16 protein-coding genes are annotated in these 16179 nt (G+C 72.0%); 7 read left to right on the top strand and 9 right to left on the bottom strand.

Annotation, left to right across the window (positions count from 1 at the left end):
• Positions 1-27 precede the first annotated feature (27 nt).
• Both SMD20_RS39315 and SMD20_RS39310 read left to right on the top strand, forming a co-directional pair.
• The gene (locus tag SMD20_RS39315) at positions 28-2511 is read left to right on the top strand and encodes a Tex family protein (RefSeq protein WP_329590978.1); all 2484 of its coding nucleotides are present in this window, start codon (positions 28-30) and stop codon (positions 2509-2511) included.
• 196 nt (positions 2512-2707) lie between these two features.
• Positions 2708-3781: a hypothetical protein gene (locus SMD20_RS39310; protein WP_329590976.1), complete on the top strand. Its 1074-nt coding sequence runs from the start codon at positions 2708-2710 to the stop codon at positions 3779-3781.
• Position 3782: 1 nt separating this feature from the next.
• On the opposite strand, the gene SMD20_RS39305 is transcribed toward SMD20_RS39310, so the two are convergent.
• Genes SMD20_RS39305 through SMD20_RS39295 form a run of 3 tightly spaced genes read right to left on the bottom strand, consistent with a single transcriptional unit; the run spans position 3783 to position 6310 of the window.
• Positions 3783-4847 carry a spore photoproduct lyase family protein gene (locus tag SMD20_RS39305; protein WP_329590974.1) on the bottom strand — a complete coding sequence of 355 codons (1065 nt, stop codon included), beginning with the start codon at positions 4845-4847 and terminating at the stop codon, positions 3783-3785.
• A gap of 2 nt (positions 4848-4849) precedes the next feature.
• Positions 4850-5602, bottom strand: a complete 753-nt coding sequence (locus SMD20_RS39300; protein WP_329590972.1) for a DNA-formamidopyrimidine glycosylase family protein — start codon at positions 5600-5602, stop codon at positions 4850-4852.
• Between the two features lie 9 nt (positions 5603-5611).
• A complete protein-coding gene (locus SMD20_RS39295) occupies positions 5612-6310 on the bottom strand; it encodes a TetR/AcrR family transcriptional regulator (RefSeq protein WP_329590970.1) in 699 nt (232 codons plus the stop codon).
• 102 nt (positions 6311-6412) lie between these two features.
• Here SMD20_RS39295 and SMD20_RS39290 point away from each other — a divergent pair, with 102 nt between their 5' ends.
• From SMD20_RS39290 to SMD20_RS39280, 3 genes are read left to right on the top strand one after another with little or no spacing between them, the layout of a single operon-like run.
• Positions 6413-7636 (top strand): saccharopine dehydrogenase family protein, encoded by a 1224-nt coding sequence (locus SMD20_RS39290; RefSeq protein WP_329590969.1) that lies wholly within the window; start codon positions 6413-6415, stop codon positions 7634-7636.
• A gap of 52 nt (positions 7637-7688) precedes the next feature.
• A complete protein-coding gene (gene ilvD, locus SMD20_RS39285; protein ID WP_329590966.1) occupies positions 7689-9341 on the top strand; it encodes a dihydroxy-acid dehydratase in 1653 nt (550 codons plus the stop codon).
• A 49-nt stretch (positions 9342-9390) separates the two neighbouring features.
• Positions 9391-9513: a hypothetical protein gene (locus SMD20_RS39280; RefSeq protein ID WP_329590965.1), complete on the top strand. Its 123-nt coding sequence runs from the start codon at positions 9391-9393 to the stop codon at positions 9511-9513.
• Positions 9514-9564: 51 nt separating this feature from the next.
• Here the strand turns inward: SMD20_RS39280 and SMD20_RS39275 are convergent, their stop codons facing one another.
• The 4 genes from SMD20_RS39275 to SMD20_RS39260 all read right to left on the bottom strand — a co-directional run bounded on the left by SMD20_RS39275 (position 9565) and on the right by SMD20_RS39260 (position 12210).
• On the bottom strand, positions 9565-9951 hold the full coding sequence (locus SMD20_RS39275) for an STAS domain-containing protein (RefSeq protein ID WP_329590963.1): 387 nt from the start codon (positions 9949-9951) through the stop codon (positions 9565-9567).
• 41 nt (positions 9952-9992) lie between these two features.
• Positions 9993-10970 carry a phosphotriesterase family protein gene (locus SMD20_RS39270; protein WP_329590962.1) on the bottom strand — a complete coding sequence of 326 codons (978 nt, stop codon included), beginning with the start codon at positions 10968-10970 and terminating at the stop codon, positions 9993-9995.
• Positions 10971-11087: 117 nt separating this feature from the next.
• Entirely contained in the window at positions 11088-11549 is a 462-nt protein-coding gene (locus SMD20_RS39265; RefSeq protein ID WP_329590960.1) for a universal stress protein, read from the bottom strand.
• A 28-nt stretch (positions 11550-11577) separates the two neighbouring features.
• Positions 11578-12210, bottom strand: a complete 633-nt coding sequence (locus tag SMD20_RS39260) for a DUF998 domain-containing protein (protein ID WP_329590959.1) — start codon at positions 12208-12210, stop codon at positions 11578-11580.
• A gap of 210 nt (positions 12211-12420) precedes the next feature.
• Here SMD20_RS39260 and SMD20_RS39255 point away from each other — a divergent pair, with 210 nt between their 5' ends.
• On the top strand, positions 12421-13395 hold the full coding sequence (locus tag SMD20_RS39255; protein ID WP_329590957.1) for an aldo/keto reductase: 975 nt from the start codon (positions 12421-12423) through the stop codon (positions 13393-13395).
• Here SMD20_RS39255 and SMD20_RS39250 read toward each other — a convergent pair.
• Positions 13392-14315 carry a sensor histidine kinase gene (locus tag SMD20_RS39250; protein WP_329590955.1) on the bottom strand — a complete coding sequence of 308 codons (924 nt, stop codon included), beginning with the start codon at positions 14313-14315 and terminating at the stop codon, positions 13392-13394. The genes SMD20_RS39255 and SMD20_RS39250 overlap by 4 nt on opposite strands.
• Positions 14316-14495: 180 nt before the next feature.
• On the opposite strand from SMD20_RS39250, the gene SMD20_RS39245 reads away from it, so the two are divergent.
• Positions 14496-15053, top strand: coding sequence for a DUF1707 SHOCT-like domain-containing protein (locus SMD20_RS39245; RefSeq protein WP_329590953.1), 558 nt, complete (start codon positions 14496-14498; stop codon positions 15051-15053).
• On the opposite strand, the gene SMD20_RS39240 is transcribed toward SMD20_RS39245, so the two are convergent.
• Positions 15023-16135, bottom strand: a complete 1113-nt coding sequence (locus SMD20_RS39240; RefSeq protein WP_329590951.1) for an aromatic ring-hydroxylating oxygenase subunit alpha — start codon at positions 16133-16135, stop codon at positions 15023-15025. The genes SMD20_RS39245 and SMD20_RS39240 overlap by 31 nt on opposite strands.
• Positions 16136-16179 lie beyond the last annotated feature (44 nt).

The following is a 16179-nucleotide window of genomic DNA, read 5'->3' as shown; positions in this document are numbered from 1 at the left end:
CCGGCGGGACCATCGAAAGGCAGGCAAGTGCTCTCTATTCACCAGCGGATCGCCGCGGAGCTCGGCGTACGCGACGGCCAGGTGCAGGCGGCCGTCGAACTGCTCGACGGCGGCGCGACCGTGCCGTTCATCGCGCGATACCGCAAGGAGGTCACCGGCGCGCTCGACGACGCGCAACTGCGCACGCTGGAGGAGCGGCTGCGCTACCTGCGCGAGCTGGAGGAGCGCCGCACCGCGATCCTGGAGTCCATCGAGTCCCAGGGCAAGCTCGACGACGCGCTGCGCGAGCAGATCATGGCGGCCGAGACCAAGGCCCGCCTGGAGGACATCTACCTGCCCTACAAGCCCAAGCGGCGCACCAAGGCGCAGATCGCCCGCGAGCTCGGGCTGGAGCCGCTGGCCGACCGGCTGCTCGCCGACCCGTCCCTCGACCCGGCCGCCGAGGCCGCGGGCTTCGTCACCGAGGGCGTGGCCGACGCGGGCGCGGCCCTGGAGGGCGCGCGGGCCATCCTCATCGAGCGCTTCGCCGAGGACGCCGACCTCATCGGCGGCCTGCGCGAGCAGCTGTGGACGCGCGGGCGGCTCGTGTCCAAGGTCCGCGAGGGCAAGGAGGAGGCGGGGGCCAAGTTCTCCGACTACTTCGAGTTCGGCGAGCCGTTCACCAAGCTGCCCTCCCACCGCATCCTGGCGATGTTCCGCGGCGAGAAGGAAGAGATCCTCAGCGTCACGCTGGAGCCCGACGACAGCCCCGACTACGAGCTGCGCATCGCCTCCCGGTTCGGCGTCTCCGACCAGGGCCGGCCGGCCGACAAGTGGCTCACCGAGACCGTGCGCTGGGCCTGGCGCACCCGCATCCTCGTCCACCTGGGCATCGACCTGCGGATGCGGCTCTGGCAGGCGGCCGAGGACGAGGCGGTGCGGGTCTTCGCCGCCAACCTGCGCGACCTGCTGCTCGCCGCGCCGGCCGGCACCCGTACGACGATGGGGCTCGACCCCGGCCTGCGCACCGGCGTGAAGGTCGCCGTGGTCGACGCCACCGGCAAGGTCGTCGACACCGCCACCATCTACCCGCACGAGCCCAAGCGCCAGTGGGACCAGTCGCTCGCCGTGCTCGGCGCGCTCGCGCAGCGGCACGGCGTCGAGCTCATCGCCATCGGCAACGGCACCGCCTCCCGCGAGACCGACAAGCTGGCCGGCGAGCTGTGCAAGCACATGCCGGGGCTGACCAAGATCGTGGTGTCGGAGGCGGGGGCGTCGGTCTACTCCGCCTCGGCGTACGCCTCGCAGGAGCTGCCCGAGCTCGACGTGTCGCTGCGCGGCGCGGTCTCCATCGCCCGCCGGCTCCAGGACCCGCTGGCCGAGCTGGTCAAGATCGACCCCAAGTCGATCGGCGTCGGCCAATACCAGCACGACCTGGCCGAGACCAAGCTGTCGCGCTCGCTCGACGCCGTGGTCGAAGACTGCGTCAACGCGGTCGGCGTCGACGTCAACACCGCCTCGGCGCCGCTGCTCACGCGCGTGTCGGGCATCGGCGCCACGCTCGCCGAGAGCATCGTCAGGCATCGCGACGCCAACGGCCCGTTCCGCACCCGCACCGCGCTCAAGGAGGTGCCGCGGCTCGGCCCGAAGGCGTTCGAGCAGTGCGCGGGCTTCCTGCGCATCCGCGGCGGCGACGACCCGCTCGACGTGTCGAGCGTGCACCCCGAGTCCTACCCGGTGGTCCGCCGCATCCTCGGCTCGGTCAAGACCGACCTCAAGTCGCTGATCGGCAACACCGCCGCCCTGCGCTCCCTGCGTCCCGACGACTTCACCGACGACACCTTCGGCCTGCCGACGGTCACCGACATCCTGCGCGAGCTGGAGAAGCCGGGCCGCGACCCGCGTCCCGCCTTCAAGACCGCCACGTTCAAGGAAGGCGTCGAGAAGATCTCCGACCTGTCGTCCGGGATGATCCTGGAGGGCGTGGTCACGAACGTGGCCGCCTTCGGCGCCTTCGTCGACGTCGGCGTCCACCAGGACGGCCTGGTGCACGTGTCGGCCATGTCCCGCACGTTCGTCAAGGACCCGCGTGACGTGGTCAAGCCGGGGGACATCGTCCGGGTGAAGGTGCTGGACGTCGACATCCCGCGCAAGCGCATCTCCCTGACCCTGCGCCTGGAGGACGACGCCACGGCCCAGGCCGACGGCTCCCGCCGCTCCAGCGGCGCCCGGGGTGAGGGCGCCGGAGGGGACGGCGCCCGTGGCGACCGAGCCCGGGGCAACGGCGGACGCGGTGACGGCGCCCGGGGCGACGGCGGACGCGGCCAGGGCCGCGGTGACGGCGGGCGCGGCGACCGAGGCCAGGGAGGTCAGGGCGGCCAGGGCGGTCGTGACGGCCGGCGCGGGGGCGACGGCGGCCGGGGCCAGGGCGGCCAGCGCGGCGGCGGCCAGCGCCGCCAGAGCCCTGCCCCGACGGGCGCCATGGCCGAAGCCCTCCGCAAGGCGGGCCTCACCGGCGACGACCGCCGCTAGAAGACCCACCGCCAGAAGGCTCACGGCCCCGGAGACCCACGGCCGGAAGGCGCATGGCTCCGGAGAGCCACCGCCGGAAGACTCGCCTGAGGGCGGTCACCTCGACGACGATGAGGTGGCCGCCCTCTTGCCGCCCGCCGGGAGGCTCGGCCACCCGGGCGCGCGGCGGGGGCGGCGCGGGGGCTACGGTCGGAGGGTGAGCACTTCGACGTTCAGGACGGCGATCACGCAGGCCCGCGACCTGCTCAGGTGGCGTTCCCCGCTCAGGACCGAGCTCTGGGCGGCCCGGCTGATGGCGGACCTGGAGCCGGAACAGGTGGAGCCGTTCCTCCGCGAGCTGACCGGCGACGGCAGCGCGGAGGCGCGGTTGACGCTCGCGGCCCTGGCCGCGGTGGCGCCTCCGGAGCAGGACGACGACGCGGAGCTGAGCGAATCCCCAGGCGGGTCGGTGTTCGGGCGGGCCGCCGAAGGGGCGTTGGACGCGCTGCCGGCGTGGACGGCGCGGATGGGGCGGGTGGTCTGCGAAGGCGCCTGGTACGGCAGGGCCGACCCGTACGGCGAGCAGATCCTCGCGGCGCTGAGCTTCCGCTACGAGAACGGCAAGGAGCCGCACGTCCTGGTCGTCGGCATCGACCAGCCGCATGGCGGCCTGGCGGTGGACGCCGTGGTCGAGGAGGTGAAGTTCCTCGACGATCTGGGGCTCGCGGCGGCGGAGCCCGGCGTGGTCGCGGGGCGGGTGCTGGACGCGTTCGAGCTGGGTGACCGCCTGCTCGGGGCGGAGGTGGCCGACACCCTGCCGGGGGTACGCGCGCTGGCGGTGGCGCGGGCGCGGAGCGTGCCGGGGCTGGTGCGGGGAGCCGGCGACGACACGGCGGAGCGGTTCGCGGAGCTGGCGGGCCTGCCGGAGCTGCCGGGGGCGCGGGAGGCGTTCGGGAAGCTGCGGGAGTTCGTCGGGGACCATCCGCTGTGGTGGAGCCCGGACCGGGTGTCGCGGTTCCTCACCTCGTGGCTGCCGCGCGAGGCGATCCTGTCGGACGCGGCGATCGCCGCGATGCCGGAGGTGGTGCGGGCGTGGACGCGGTTCAACGGTGACCAGCCGGCGGTGTCGCGCCAGATCGACGAGGACGCGCCGCGCCTGGCCGCGCTCATGGCCGACGACTCGCTGGCCGGCCTCGGCAAACGCCTCGCCCAGACAAGACTCGACCAGGACGGGCCAGACCAGGACAGGACCGATCAGAACGGCCCCGACCAGGGCCCGCAGGACGGCTGAGTCAGAAGGCGTACCGGACGCGGCAGTACGGCAGCCTCGCCGCGATCAGCTCGGTGAGCGCGGCGACGTACCGGCCCTTCTGCCCGGTGCGGTAGCGGACGTTCCAGCCGCCGGTCTGCGACCGTTTGGCCTGCTGCAGCTCCGGCCGCCACAGCACCTCCTCGGCCTTCGGGTGCCAGCCCAGGTTGACCTCGTGCAGCCGGTCGTTGTGCGTGAGGAAGATCACCTCGGCCGCGAGCTGGGCCTTCGCCTCCGGGCCGAGAGCATCGTCGAGCTGCTCGAGCAGTTCGGCCCAGCTCTCCAGCCAGCCGTCCCGCACCACGACGGGGCTGAAGTTGACGTGCACCTCGTAGCCGGCGGCCACGAAGTCGTCGATGGCGGCCAGGCGGTCGGCGATCGGCGAGGTGCGGATGTCGAGCAGCTTGGAGTCGGCGGCGGGCATGAGGCTGAAGCGGACGCGGGTGCGGCCCCGCGGGTCCCAGTCGAGCAGGTCGCGGTTGACGTATTTGGTGGCGAAGCTGGCCTTGGCGTTGGGCAGGCCGCGGAACAGCCGGACCAGGTCGCGTACGTTGTCGGAGATCGTGGCGTCCACGGAGCAGTCGGAGTTCTCGCCGATGTCGTAGATCCAGTCGCGCGGGTCGGCCTGGTTGGGCTCCGGTTTGACGCCCTGGCGGCCGGCGTGGCGGCGGACGTACCCGAGAATCTTGTCGATGTTGGCGAACACCGTGATCGGGTTGCTGTAGCCCTTGCGGCGCGGCACGTAGCAGTAGGCGCAGGCCATCGCGCAGCCGTTGGCGGTGGAGGGCGCGATGAAGTCGGCGGAGCGGTCGTTGGGGCGCGCGGTGAGCGACTTCTTGACGCCGAGCACCAGCGCCTCGGTCTTGATGCGCACCCAGCGGTTGACGTTGGTCTCGTCGCCGTACAGCTCGGGGATGCGGTGGTGGCTGCCGACCTCGACCAGCTCGGCGTCGGGGAAGCGGGCGAGGATCTCCTGCCCGCGCGGCAGCCCGGCCGCCTCCGGCTCGACATAGACGCGCCGGATGTCGAGGAGCGGCTGTGTCGGCATGTTCACCCCTTCTCCGGCTGGTCCACAGGACAAGCGTATGCGGTCCTGGACGCGAGTTCCCAGGTCAGGACGGGTGCGCCGCATCGGCGGCAGTGTTCGCGGCGGTAGACCCAGCGCTCGTCGGGCCGGTCGGGGTCGCTGACGACCTGCCCGGCGTCGCGCCCCAGGGCGAGGTACGCGGCCGCGGTGTCCCACAGCCGCCCCGCGCCTTCCGCGCCGACGTCCCTGGCGGCGGGATGCAGGCCGACGAGGAACAGCAGCTCGGCCCGCCAGGCGTTGCCGATGCCCGCCCACACCTTCTGGTCCAGCACGGCAGCGCCGACCGGCCCGCCGAACGCGGTCAGCCGCCGTACGGCCTCGTCCCTGGAGGCGTCGGCGCGCAGCGGGTCGGGCCCGAGCGAGGCCCGCAGCGCGGCCACCTCGCCGGGGCCGTACGCCTCGCACTGGATGGGCGCGATCAGGTCGAACGCCACGTCGCCCGTGGCCAGCCGGAGCCGCGTCCCGCGCCGGGGCTCGCGCGCGGGGCCGTCGTACCGCAGGAAGATCCCCCGCATGCCGAGGTGCACGTGGATCGCGGGGGCGTCCTCGAAGTGGTACAGCAGGTGCTTGCCCGGGGCCTCGACGGCGGTCAGCGTCCGCCCGTCGTAGGGCCGCGCGTCGAAGCGGCCCTGCGGCCCGGAGGCGTGGACGACGCGCCCGCCCAGTGCCGCCTGCTGCTCGTCGGCGTGGCGGTGAACCAGATGTCCCTCAGGCACACCGCCCCTCTACCCCCTGAGCTGTGCTGATGCGCTCGCCAGCAGCATGTCGAGCGCGGTCGGGTAGGCGCTGTCGTTCATGCGGGCGACCAGCAGCGGGGCGGTCGCGGCGATGTGGGGGTGGGTGCTGGCGGGCAGGCGGGCGTAGGTGTCGCGCCAGACCTCCTCGTCGGCCTCGCGGGCGGCCGGCGGCAGGGCGAGGGTGGCGGCGTCCAGGATCGAGAAGGCGAGGCTCTGGTCGATGAAGGCGTGGTAGATGCGGACCGCGTCGGCGTCGGGGAAGCCGGCCCCGCGCAGGATGCCGAGGATGATCTCGTCCGTGGCGACCTCCTGGGGGAGGCCGGTGACGCGGCTGGCGGTGAGTACGGCGGCCTGCGGGTGCGTCAGGTAGGCGTGGTGGATGCGCAGCCCGAGCTCGCGCAGGTCGGCGCGCCAGTCGCCGCTCGGCGACCAGCCTTCCACGGCGTGCCCGAACAGCTCGTCGGCGATGGCGAGGACCAGGTCGTCCATGCCGCGGAAGTAGCGGTAGACGGTGCTGGCGTCGGCGCCGAGCGCCAGGCCGAGCCGGCGGGCGGTGAGGCCGGCGGCGCCGTGCTCGCGCAGCATGCGCAGCGCCGTCTCCACGATGAGCTGATGAGTCAGGACCTGCCCTTGTTTGGTGGGCCGCCGCCGCCTGCGTGCCGTCTCCGGGACCACCCGCTTCGCCATCGCGAGACCTTCCTTATGCCAACGCCATTGACGTTGATGAGCGTAGTGCAGTTGGATTAGCGACACAGCCCCCCAAAAGCATCCAAAGGGGATTTTTTCGTCATGCGTATCCTTCTCGTGGGAGCAGGCGGGGTGGGAACCGCCATCACACGGATCGCCGCCCGCCGTACCTTCTTCGACCACATGCTCGTCGCCGACTACGACCTGCCCCGCGCCAAGGCGGCCGTCGCCGCGCTGGGCGCCGACGCCCACCGGTTCACGCCGGTCAAGGTGGACGCCGCCGACCGGGCCGCCGTCACCGCCCTGCTCCGCGAGCACGACTGCGACGTGCTCCTCAACGCCACCGACCCGCGCTTCGTGCTGCCGCTGTTCGACGCGGCGCTCGCGGCCGGGGCCGACTACCTCGACATGGCGATGTCCATGTCCAGGCCGCACCCCGAGCGGCCGTACGAGGAGGTGGGGGTCAAGCTGGGCGACGAGCAGTTCGCCCGCGCGCCCGAATGGGCCGCCTCCGGCCGCCTCGCGCTGGTGGGCATGGGCGTCGAGCCCGGCCTCGCCGACGTCTTCGCCCGCTACGCCGCCGACGACCTCTTCGACGAGATCGAGGAGATCGGCATCAGGGACGGCGCCAACCTCACCGTCGACGGCTACGACTTCGCCCCGTCGTTCTCCATCTGGACCACCATCGAGGAGTGCCTCAACCCGCCGGTCATCTACGAGAAGGACCGCGGCTGGTACACGACCGAGCCCTTCAGCGAGCCCGAGGTCTTCGACTTCCCCGAGGGCATCGGCCCGGTCGAGTGCGTGAACGTCGAGCACGAGGAGGTCCTGCTGGTCCCCCGCTGGGTGGACGCCCGCCGGGTCACCTTCAAGTACGGCCTCGGCGAGGAGTTCATCGACACGCTGAAGACCCTGCACGCGCTCGGCGTGGACCGCACCGAGCCGGTCCCCGTACGCGGCGACGGCGGGACCACGGTGCGGGTGTCACCGCGCGACGTGGTGGCCGCGGTCCTGCCCGACCCGGCCGAGCTGGGCGCGCGCATGCATGGCAAGACCTGCGCCGGCACGTGGGTGAAGGGCGTCAAGGACGGCCGGCCGCGCGAGGTGTACCTCTACCACGTGGTGGACAACCAGTGGTCGATGCGCGAGTACGGCTCCCAGGCCGTCGTCTGGCAGACCGCCGTCAACCCGGTGATCGCCCTGGAGCTGCTGGCGGAGGGGACGTGGAAGGGCGCCGGCGTGCTCGGCCCCGAGGCGTTCGAGCCGCGCCCGTTCCTGGACCTGCTCGTCGAGTACGGCTCCCCCTGGGGCATGCGGGAGCAGTGAGACGGCGTCGGGAATCATGAGGGGGCGACAACCGTACCTCGGGAGGACCCCCTTGAGCAGCATCGCCGACGATCCCGACCGCGCACCCGCCCGTTCCCACCTGTACGCCATGGGCCTGTCCGAGGAGGAGCAGCGCCGGCCCGTGGTCGGCATCGCCTCCACCTGGACCGGCACCATGCCGTGCAACCTCACCCACCGCGAGCTGGCCGCGCACGTCGCCGAGGGCGTGCGCGCGGCGGGCGGCACGCCGATGGAGTTCAACACCATCGCGGTCTCCGACAACCTCACCATGCACACCCCGGGCATGCGCGCGTCCCTGGTCAGCCGGGAGGTCATCGCCGACTCGATCGAGCTCATGGGGCGCGCGCACGGCTTCGACGCCCTGGTGGCGATCGTCGGCTGCGACAAGACCGTGCCGGCCGCGATCATGGCGCTGGCCCGGCTGGACGTGCCGTCCGTGGTGCTCTACAGCGGCACCATGATGCCGGGCCGGTGGCGCGGGCGGGACGTGACGATCCAGGACATGTGGGAGGCGCTGGGCGAGCGCGAGGTCGGCCGGCTCGACCAGGCCGACCTCGACGACCTCGCCCGGCACGCCTGCCCCGGAGCCGGCACCTGCGCCGCCCAGTACACCGCCAACACCATGGGCTCCGTCGCCGACTTCCTGGGCCTCGCGCCGTTCGGGATCGGCGACATCCCGGCCGTGGCGGAGGAGAAGAACGCCGCGGCGCGGCGGGTCGGCGAGCTCGCCATGGACGCGCTGGCCCGCGACGCCCGGCCGTCCCGGGTGCTCACCGCGGACGCCCTGCACAACGCGATCGTCTCGGTGGCCGCCATGGGCGGCTCCACGAACGCCGTGCTGCACCTGCTGGCCATCGCCCGCGAGGCCGGGCTGCCGCTGGTGATCGACGAGATCGGCGAGGTCTGCCGCCAGGTGCCGATCATCACCGGGCTCAAGCCGAGCGGCGGGCCGTACACCGCGCTGGACCTGTGGCGGGCGGGCGGCACCTCGCTGGTGGCGCGGCGGCTGCTGGAGGCCGGGCTGCTGCGCGAGAACGTGACGCTGGCGGACGGCCGCACCCTCGCCGACGTGGCCGCGCAGGCCGAGGAGCGGCCGGGCCAGGAGGTCGTGGCGGACGTGACGCGGCCGTTCAAGCCGCGCGGCGCGCTGGCGATCCTGCGCGGCTCGCTCGCCCCCGACGGCTGCGTGCTGAAGCTGGGCGGCAAGGACGACTTCCGGCACGAGGGCCCTGCCCGGGTCTTCGACTCCGAGGACGACTGCTACGCCGCCATCCAGGAGGGCCGGATCGTGGCGGGCGACGTCATCGTGGTCCGCTACGAGGGCCCGGCAGGCGGTCCCGGCATGCGCGAGATGCTCTCGATCACCGGGCCGCTCGTCGGGCGCGGGCTCGGCACGTCCGTGGCGCTGGTCACCGACGGGCGCTTCAGCGGCGTCTCGCACGGGCTGGTGATCGGGCACGTGACGCCGGAGGCGTACCACGGGGGCCCGATCGCGCTGGTGCGCGACGGCGACCCCGTGGTGATCGACAGCGCGGCCGGCACGCTGGACCTGCTGGTGCCCGAGGAGGAGCTGGCCGCGCGCCGGGCCGCGTGGCGGCGGCCGGAGCGCGCGGTCGAGCGGGGCGTGCTGGCGAAGTACGTCAGGACCGTGGGTTCCGCCTCCGACGGCGCGGTCACCGCTTGACGGCGGCTATGCTGCGCAGAGACGTTTCGGTCATTCCTTATAGGCATTCGTGCCCGATGAGGGCGACACAGAGGAGACTTACGCGATGTACAAGGAGTTCGCCTTCGAGGCCGTGATGTGGCTCGTCCCGGTCGTCGTGCTCATCGGGGTGGCACTCCTCGTCACCGCCTGAGCCCCGCGTGAGGAGCCGGTCCCCGAAGGGGCCGGCTCTTCTGCTGCCTGCCTACCCGGTGAACGGCGGCGCGTTGCCCGCTTCGTTGAGCTCGGCGATGGCCAGCTCCGCCGTGCGGCGGATGTCGAAGAACTTGTCGAGCGCGGTGATCGCGAACAGGTGCTCGCACCGCCCGTTTAGCCCCGACAGCAGCAGCCGCCCGCCGGAGGCGGTGACGGCCTTGTGCAGATAGACCAGCACGGACAGCCCGGAGGAGTCGCACACGCTGACGGCCTGCATGTCGATGACGAGCATCGGGGGCTGGGTGAGATCGAGCGCCTTGGTGACACGGTCACGCACCTCGGCCGCCGAGCCGAAGTCGAAGTCTCCCGTCAACCTCGCGATGACGCAGGGGCCCTGGAGTCCGAGGCTTATCGACAAGGCCTGCTCCGAAGTCACCCAGCTCCACCTACCCGCGTCGCTCTCCCGATCCACTTACTTTACGAGAAGTAGCGCTTCGGGTTGAACACCAGCATCTGCTCGATCTGGCCGTCGGTCACACCGGAGTCGAGCAGTGCGGCCAGCACGTCGTCGTGAATGTGATCGTAGCGCCAGTTCGGCGCGAGCGTGCTGTGCGCCTCGTCCCAGGCCCCGCCGAAGTAGTCCATGAAGCAGGCCGCGTCGTGGCTGAGGACCATCCGGTCGGCGTAGCCGCGCCCGCACAGCGCCGCGATCGTGGCCACCCGCTGCGGCGTCGGGTTGTAGATGTCGAGGCCGAAGCGGTCCATGCCGAGGGTCGCGCCGGTGTCGGCGAGCCGCATGAGGTAGTCGAGGTCGTTGCTGTCGCCGGCGTGGCCGACGACGACCTTCGTCAGGTCCACGCCCTCCTTGGCGAACAGGTCGAGCGCGATCAGGCCGCTCTGGGCGAAGGAGTTGGTGTGGACGGTGATCGGCGCCCCCGTACGCACGTGCGCCTGGGCGACGGCCCGGCAGATGCGCTCCACGCCGGGCGTCAGCCCCTTGTGCTCGACCACGCACTTGAGGAAGGCCGCCTTGACGCCGGTGTCGGCGATGCCCTCGGTCAGGTCGCGGACGAAGTCGTCGATCATCGGGTCGGGGATGTCGAAGAACAGGCCGGGGCCGCGGTGCTCGTACTGGTGGGGCAGCTCCTCGAAGGAGTAGATGCCGGTCGCGACCACGATGTTCAGCTCGGGCACCTGCTCGGCGACGCGCTGGATGCGCGGGATGTAGCGGCCGAGCCCCCACACGGTCGGGTCCACGATGGTCCGCACGCCCTTGGCGGCCACCGCGCGGAGCTTGGTGACCGCGTCCGCGACCCGGTGCTCCTCGTCCCACCATGAGCCCTTGCCGTAGTTGTCGAGATGTTCGGTGGCCACGACGAAGACGTGCTCGTGCATGAGGGTCTGGCCGAGGTCGTCGACGTTCACGGGCCCGCGGACGGTCTGCACGGTCGGCATGCTGCCTCCATACCGGCTGGTCGGTTGGCGTCAACCTAGACGTCGGGAAGTCCGGCCGTCAATGAGCGACGCCGGACCGCCTCCGGTGGAGTGGCGTGGGCGGGCGGAGCCGGTCGCCTATTCCGGGTCCGCCTTCGGGGCGGGGACCACCAGGACCGGGCGGTGGGCGTGGTGCAGCACGCGGTCCGAGGTGCTGCCCAGCAGCAGCGAGCGCACCCCGCCGAGCCCACGGGTGCCGGTCACGATGAGCGTGGCGTCGAGCTCGTCGGCCACGTCCACGATGGCCGCCCACACCGCCACCGCGTCGGCCTCGCAGCGCGGTGTCGCATCGAGGCCCGCCTGCCTGGCCAGGTCCGCGCCGCGCCTGGCCAGCTCGTCCATCGCCTTGCCGATGGCCTCGTCGCCCGCGGCGTCGGTGTCGATGGTCATCATGAGGCCGGCCGAGGCCCGCGCCGAGCTCATCGCCAGGCGCTCCCACACCGTCAGCACCACGGCCTGCTCGCCCTTGAACATCCGCCCGGCGAAGGCGATGGCCTCTTTGGCGTCGTCGGAGCCGTCGTACGCAATCAGGATCGTCATGCCAGCACTCTTTCCCGGCCGGCGGCTTTCACGCCTGCCTGATCACCGGACGGGCCGCGAGCGCGCGCCGGGCGGCCGGACGCAGCATCGACAGCCCGGCCAGCGCCAGCACGGCGATCTCGGTCACCACGACGGTCCGCTGGATGAGCCCGGCGGGGATGTCGTCGTTGGTGAGCGGGAGGCCGAACATGCGCACCACGTACGGGATCACGACCAGCACGAGCGCCCCGAGCGCGGTCAGGCACAGGATCCGCATCGCGCGGGCGTACCGGACGCGGGCCCTGGCCAGCAGCAGCCCGGCGACAGGCATCATGAGGAAGGCGGCGAAGGCGGCATAGCGGTGGATGCCTCCCGACAACGACAAGGGCACGCCCGGCCGGTCGGTGGGGAAGGCCCCGATGAGGAACATGCTCCCGCCCCACGCCACCAGCAGGCCCACGACCCAGCGGTTGCCGCCGGTCCGGCGCAGCGCCTCGGCCATCAGCGTCGCGCCCACCGCGAACAACGTCAGCGAGGCCGGCAGCAGCCAGCCGGACCGCTGCCAGGCGTACTCGCTGATCACGGTGTGCATCGGGTCGAGCCCCGCCTCGGCGTGCAGGGTGAGCATGGCGCCTGCCCCGGCGCCGATGGTCGCGAATCCGCTGACGAGCAATGCCTTCATGCCTCTTAAGCTCGTGGAACACGGCTTCGCGGAGTATCGGAGATCAACCCGAAGGAGCCCTGAAGCTCCCCTTAGTCCTTAAGTATCGGCAGCTCCGGATCAACGCGTTGACCTGGGAGGAAGTGACCCTGGGTAGGGTTTGCCCCCTCAGGGTGGGCAGGGTTGTCCCTGATTTGCCTTAGAGTGCGCTCTAGGGTCCAACCTGGACATATGAACAAGCGCACTCTCGGCGTCGGCGGCCCGCGGGTCTCCGCGCTCGGCCTTGGCTGCATGGGCATGTCCGAGTTCTACGGCCCGGCCGACGACAACGAGTCCATCGCGGTCATCCACCGCGCCCTCGACCTCGGCATCACTTTTCTCGACACGGCCGACATGTACGGCAGGGGCGCCAACGAGGAGCTGGTCGGCCGGGCCATCAAGGACCGGCGCGACGAGGTGGTGCTGGCCACCAAGTTCGGCGTCAAGCGGGACGGCGCCACCCGCACGATCGAGAACAGCCCCGAGTACATCCGGGCCGCCTGCGACGCCTCGCTGCGCCGCCTCGGCGTGGACCACATCGACCTCTACTACATGCACCGCCGCAACCCGGAGGTGCCGATCGAGGAGTCCGTCGGCGCCATGGCCGAGCTGGTGCGCGCGGGCAAGGTCCGCCACCTCGGCCTGTCGGAGGTGAGCGCGCCGACCCTGCGCGCCGCAGCCGCCGTGCACCCGATCGCGGCCCTGCAGAGCGAGTACTCCCTGTTCACCAGGGGCCTGGAGGCGGAGATCCTGCCGGCGGCACGCGAGCTCGGCATCGCGCTGGTGGCGTACTCGCCGATCAGCCGCGGCCTGCTGACCGGCGCGCCGCCCACCTCGGGCGAGCTGGCCCCGGACGACTACCGCCGCAACTTCCCCCGCACCTCCGGCGAGAACGCCGAGCACAACGCCCGGCTGGTGGCCGAGGTCAAGCGCATCGCCGACGCGGCCGGCGTCACGGTGGCGCAGCTCGCGCTGGCCTGGGTCCTCGCCCAGGGCGAGGACGTCGTGCCCATCCCCGGAACCAAGCGGCTGAAGTATCTGGAGGAGAACGCCGCCGCCGCGGACATCACGCTCACCGCCGAGCAACTCGACGCGCTGGCCGCGGCGGTCCCGGCGGACGCGGTGGCCGGGCAGCGCTACCCGAGCATGGCCGAGGTCGAGCGTTAGGGCCGGTCGAAGTAGGCGCGTACGGCGGTGCCGCCCGGCCTGGTGTGGACGCGGACGAGGTCGGCGAGCAGGTTGACGATGAGCAGCCCGCGCGAGCCCGGAACCCGCGGGTCGACGGGCATCCGCCCGGCGAGCGGGTCGCGGATGTGACCCCGGTCGCTGACCTCGCACACCAGCCGGTCGGCCGTCGCCCACACCCTGATCGTGCCGGAGCCGCCCCCGTGGTCGAGACTGTTGGCGCCCAGCTCGGCCACGACCAGCTGGATGTCGTCGAGCCGGTCGCCGGTGAAGCCCAGCAGGGCGGCCTGCCGGGTGGCGAGGCGCCGCGCGGCCGACAGGTTGTCGCCGTCGAAGCGCAGGGAGACGCACTCGCCGGGCTCCTCCAACGGCTGGTTGTGCGCGTCGATGACCTGCTCGGGCGCGTAGTCGCCGCTGGGCCGCTCACCCTCCGCGTCCCACAGGACGGGGTGGGTGCGCGCGGCCTCCTCGACGACCGCGGGGGCGAGCGCGGCGACGTCGTACGGGCACAGGATGGTGACCGCGCGCCCGGCGAAGGCCAGGTTGATCAGCGCCTCGTGCTGCGCGCACGCGGGGTAGACGGTGGCCGGACGGCCGGCCCAGATCGGCTCGCCGATGATGCGCACCCGCCCGGCGGGGTGCCGGTCGGCGAAGTCGCGGAGGACGGCGGGGATGATGCGCCCGGGATTGCGGCCTTCGACACCCATGTCGAGCATGCGTACGGCGCCGGCGTCGGGGCCGAGCCCGGCGGCGATGAGCGCGAGGTTGGGCGCGGGAACGGCGACGGCCACGGGCTCTCCCGCCGCCAGGCCCTCGCGGACGAAGGCCGTGGTGGCGGAGACGTACTCATCCGCGCTGCGGTAGAGCAGCGCGGGGTGGGAGAACGGTCCGGCCGATTTCATCACGCCTCACGCTACCCAAGGTTGAGGAGTTCATGGGAAAGGGTTGGGTACCACATAGGTGTGAAGAGAGTGCAGGTGATCCTCCGCCCCCGTCCGGTCCGGCAACCGGAACCCCTCGATCTGCGGACCCCTTCCGGACGACGGCTCCCGTTCTGAGCCCACCGAACCTATGCTCGGGGCATGTCGGAATTGCACATGCGGGTCTCCGACGAGGACCGTGAGCGCACTGCCAACCAGCTCCAGCACGCCTTCGTCGAGGGTCGTCTCACGCGGCCCGAGCTGGAGGACCGGCTCGGGCTGGCCCTGACCGCGCGGACCTACGGCGACCTGCTCGGCCTCATCACCGATCTCCCGGCCCAGCAGCAGCCGCCGCAGGACGACGTGGTCGAGCTGGAGTCCAAGTCCGATCAGATCAGGCGCTCCGGCGACTGGGCGGTGCCGCGCAGGCTGCGCGTCACCTCCAAGTACGGCAGCGCCGACCTCGACCTGTCTCAGGCGGTCATCCCCCATCCAGTGGTGGAGATCGAGCTCAACCTGACCTACGGCTCCACCAAGATCACCCTGCCCGAGGGCGGCACGGCGAACGTGGACGGCTTCCGCAGCGACTGGGGCCACGTCTCGACCACCGAAGTCCCGGGCCGTCCGCGACCCGGCATCCTGCACGTGGTGATCACCGGCACCACCAAGTACGGCACGCTGACCGTGCGCTACCCGCGCAAGCGCTGGTTCACCCACTGATGGAACAGCGCGATGTGGTGCTCGCTCGGCACGAGCACCCCTCCCTCCCGGTAGGCCCGTGACGACATGCCGGGCTGGGTCCGCTCGCAGGCGTCGAAGTCCTGCTCGTTGACCCGGTGGAACAGCTCGACCGACCTCGACAGGTCCGCCCCCGAGGCGACCACGCCGGGATGGTAGAGCCAGTCGCACTCCACCAGCGTCCGGTCCACGGCCAGCGGGAACATCCGGTGCACGATCACGTGGTCGGGCACCAGGTTGACGAACACCTGCGGCTTGACGGTGATCGCGTAGTAGCGGCGGTCCTGCTCCCGCGCGACGTCGGGGAGCTTGTCGAAGCCCGGGCCGCCGTCGACGGTGAAGCCCTCGACCCGCTCGGCGAACTCCGCGCCGTGGCCGACGTAGTACTGCGCCGCGTAGCCCCCGGCGAACTCGGGGAGCACGGCGACCAGCTCGGGGTGGATGGTCGCGCAGTGGTAGCACTCCATGAAGTTCTCGACGATGAGCTTCCAGTTGGCCTTGACGTCGTAGCTGACGCGGCGGCCGAGCGCCAGCTCCTCGACGTGGTAGCGCTCGATGGCGGCCGGGTCGCCGAGGCGTTCGGTGGCGGCGCCGGTGACGCTCTCCTCGAACGACGGCGGCTCCGCGGCCAGGCACACCCACGCGTAGCCGAGCCATTCGCGCAGGTGGACGGGGATCAGGCCGTGGGCGACGCGGTCGATGTCGGGCATCTTCGCCAGGTTCGGCGCGGCGGCCAGGCGGCCGTCGAGGTCGTAGGACCAGGCGTGATAGGCGCACCTGATCGTCCGCCTGACCTCGCCGGCGGGCTCCTCGCAGAGCCGGGCGCCGCGGTGCCGGCAGACGTTGAGGAAGGCGCGCAGCCGGTGGTCGCGGCCCCGGACCACGATCACGCTCTCCCTGCCCACCTGGACGGTACGGAACGCGCCGGGCCGCGGCACGTCCTCGCCGCGGACGGCGCAGAACCAGAGGCTTTCGAAGATCTTGGCCTGCTCGTCGGCGAAGACGTCGGGGTCGGAGTAGGAGCGGCCGGGGAGCGTGGGGATGAGGCTCGACGTGGTGGTCAACCGACACCGCCTTGTTGCGTATGGCGCACCGAGTTGCTCTATCT

It is taken from the genome of Nonomuraea sp. LP-02 (assembly GCF_036289125.1).
GTDB classification, from domain to species: domain Bacteria; phylum Actinomycetota; class Actinomycetes; order Streptosporangiales; family Streptosporangiaceae; genus Nonomuraea; species Nonomuraea bangladeshensis.
This window is presented reverse-complemented; position numbering and strand designations above follow the sequence as displayed.

Bases quoted from the DNA above. Each gene is read 5' to 3' on its own strand.
- SMD20_RS39270 (WP_329590962.1), bottom strand. From the start codon at position 10,970: ATGCCGACCGTGCAGACCGTCCGCGGGCCCGTGAACGTCGACGACCTC.
- SMD20_RS39290 (WP_329590969.1), top strand. From the start codon at position 6,413: ATGCGTATCCTTCTCGTGGGAGCAGGCGGGGTGGGAACCGCCATCACA.
- SMD20_RS39260 (WP_329590959.1), bottom strand. From the start codon at position 12,210: ATGAAGGCATTGCTCGTCAGCGGATTCGCGACCATCGGCGCCGGGGCA.
- SMD20_RS39250 (WP_329590955.1), bottom strand. From the start codon at position 14,315: ATGAAATCGGCCGGACCGTTCTCCCACCCCGCGCTGCTCTACCGCAGC.
- SMD20_RS39305 (WP_329590974.1), bottom strand. From the start codon at position 4,847: ATGCCGACACAGCCGCTCCTCGACATCCGGCGCGTCTATGTCGAGCCG.
- SMD20_RS39295 (WP_329590970.1), bottom strand. From the start codon at position 6,310: ATGGCGAAGCGGGTGGTCCCGGAGACGGCACGCAGGCGGCGGCGGCCC.
- SMD20_RS39265 (WP_329590960.1), bottom strand. From the start codon at position 11,549: ATGACGATCCTGATTGCGTACGACGGCTCCGACGACGCCAAAGAGGCC.
- SMD20_RS39255 (WP_329590957.1), top strand. From the start codon at position 12,421: ATGAACAAGCGCACTCTCGGCGTCGGCGGCCCGCGGGTCTCCGCGCTC.
- SMD20_RS39245 (WP_329590953.1), top strand. From the start codon at position 14,496: ATGTCGGAATTGCACATGCGGGTCTCCGACGAGGACCGTGAGCGCACT.